1 protein-coding gene is annotated in these 2,837 nt (G+C 72.0%); it reads right to left on the bottom strand.

The window, feature by feature from the left end:
• Positions 1 to 2,837, bottom strand: a 2,837-nt coding sequence (locus tag ACZ7FF_RS44875; protein ID WP_470820530.1) for a type I polyketide synthase, incomplete at both ends; no start/stop codon positions are given.

The following is a 2,837-nucleotide window of genomic DNA, read 5'->3' as shown; positions in this document are numbered from 1 at the left end:
CCCCGACCCACCGCGACGCCCCCACGCGTCACCACGGCCAGCCGGGCACCCGCAAACCGCTCATCAGCAAGGAAGGACTGCAAGACGCCCAACACCCGGTACGACACCGCACGCACACCCGACGGCACATCCACCCCGCCGACACCCGCACAGTCCAGCACCACCACACCCGGCACCGGACCCACACCCTCCGACACCTCCTCCCAACACACCCACGACACACCCGACTCCACACCCGCGGCCGACACGGACCACTCGACCGCGTAAGGCCGCTCGGCCGTGCGTACGCCGGACTCCAGCTGCTCGGCGGAGACCAGGCGACTGAGCATCGAGCCGACCGACAGCACCGGCCGGCCGTCCATGTCGGCCATGGTCAGGGACAGGCCCTCGGCGCCGACGCGCGTCAGCCTCACCCGGACCGCGGTCGCGCCCACGGCGTGGAGGGACACGTCGTTCCACGCGAACGGTACGACCGTGTCGTCGTCTGCGCCCTCCACGAGCCCGGCGTGCAGCGAGGCGTCCAGCAGGGCCGGGTGCAGTGCGAAGCGGGCCGCGTCGTCGTGCGCCTGCTCCGGCAGGACGACCTCGGCGAACAGCTCCTCGCCCCGGCCTCGCCGCCACATCGCGCGCAGGCCCTGGAAGACCGGTCCGTACCCGAAACCGGCCTCCGCGAAGGCGTCGTAGGCGTCTTCGACCGGCACCGGCTCGACGCCCTCGGGCGGCCAGACGGACCAGTCGCCCCAGTCGGCCGCGGCAACGCCCTCGGCACCGGGAGCCAGCACACCACCGGCGTGCCGCACCCAGGGCTCGTCCGCCAGGCCGTCCCTGCGCCCGAACACACCCACGCTCCGGCGCCCGGCCGTGTCCGGCGCCCCGAGGCGAACCTGCACCTGGACCGCGCCCTCCTCGGGCAGGACCAGCGGAGCGGCCAGCGTCAGCTCCTCCACCACATCGCAACCGACCTCGTCACCGGCCCGAAGGGCGAGTTCCAGCAGGCCCGTGCCGGGCAGCAGCGCGGTTCCCTGGACGCGGTGGTCCGCCAGCCACGGGTGCGACCGCACGGACAGGCGACCGGTGAGGAGCACTCCGTCGTCGTCGGCGAGCGGCACGGCCGCGGTCAGCAGCGGATGCTCCGCCGCGCTCAGCCCGGCGAACCGGACGTCACCGGCCCGCGCGACCGAGCCGGTGGGCCAGTAGCGGCGGTGCTGGAAGGCGTAGGTGGGCAGGTCGACAGGTCGGGCTCCGGTGCCGGCGAAGAGGGCCGCCCAGTCGACCTTGACGCCGTCCACGTAGAGGCGCGCCAGGGCCTGGAGGATCGTCGTCTCCTCGTCGTGGTTCTTACGGAGGGCGGACACCAGTACGCCGTCGGTGGACTCGGCGGCCATGGCGGTCAGGACGCCGTCCGGGCCCAGCTCCAGGAAACGGGTCACGCCCGCGCCGGAGAGCGTGCGGATGGCGTCGGCGAAGCGGACCGCCTCACGGACGTGGCGCACCCAGTACTCCGGGGAGCACAGGTCGTCGGCGACCGCGCCGGTCAGGTTCGACACCACCGGGATGACCGGATCCGCGAAGGACAGCCCCTCCACCACCCGGCGGAAGTCCTCCAACATCGGTTCCATCAGCGGCGAGTGGAAGGCGTGCGACACCCGCAGACGGGTCGACTTACGGTCCTCGAAGCGGGCGCGGATCTCCTCCACCGCTCCCTCCGCACCGGAGACGACGACGGAGTTCGGGCCGTTGACGGCCGCGATCGACACCGACCCGCCCAGCAGCGGTCGTACTTCATCCTCGGTCGCCTGGAGGGCGAGCATCGCCCCACCCTCCGGCAGCGCCTGCATCAGACGGCCACGCGCCGCCACCAACGCACACGCATCCTCCAGCGAGAACACGCCTGCTACGTGTGCGGCCGCGACCTCACCGATCGAATGCCCGGCGACGAAGTCCGGGCGCACACCCAGCGATTCAGCAAGCCGGAACAGCGCCACCTCTACGGCGAACAGGCCCGCCTGCGCATACATGGTCTGGTTGAGCAGCTCCGCACTCTCACCCCAAACCACCTCCCGCACCGCACGGTCCAGGTGCTCGTCCAACCCGGCGCACACCGCGTCGAACGCCTCCGCGAACACCGGGAAACGGCCGTACAACTCACGGCCCATGCCCAGCCGTTGCGAACCCTGCCCCGAGAACAAGAAGGCGGACTTGCCGGCCCTCGTCTCCCCCGAGATGGTCTCGGTGCCGTTCAGGACCACGGCACGGTGGGCGAACTCCGAGCGGGAGCTGACGAGGGTCAGACCCGCGTCCACCGGACGTCCGACGGCGGAGGCGAGCAGGCGCGCGACCTGAGCCTCCAGGGCGTCGGCTGTCTTGCCGGACAGTACCCAGGGCACCACACCGGGTTCCACCGAAGCGGTCTCGGCAGGGGCCGTTTCCTGCGGCTGCTCCAGGATCACGTGCGCGTTCGTCCCGCTGATGCCGAACGACGACACGCCCGCCCGCCGGGCCCGGCCCGTCTCGGGCCATTCCCTCTGCCGCGTCAGCAGCTCGACGTCACCCGCACTCCAGTCGACATGCGAGGACGGAGCATCCACATGCAGGGTCTGCGGGGCGACGCCGTGCCGCATCGCCATGACCATCTTGATCACACCCGCGACACCGGCCGCGGCCTGGGCGTGGCCGATGTTGGACTTCAGGGAGCCGAGCAGCAGCGGCTGTTCGCGGTCCCGGCCGTAGGTGGCGAGGAGTGCCTGGGCCTCGATCGGGTCGCCGAGGGTCGTGCCCGTGCCGTGCGCCTCCACCACATCGACATCAGCCGTCCCGAGGCCGCCGCTGGCCAGCGC

This window comes from Streptomyces sp. NPDC037126, from assembly GCF_055605965.1.
Note: the sequence above shows the minus strand (reverse complement) of the source record. Positions and strands in the feature narration are given on the sequence as shown.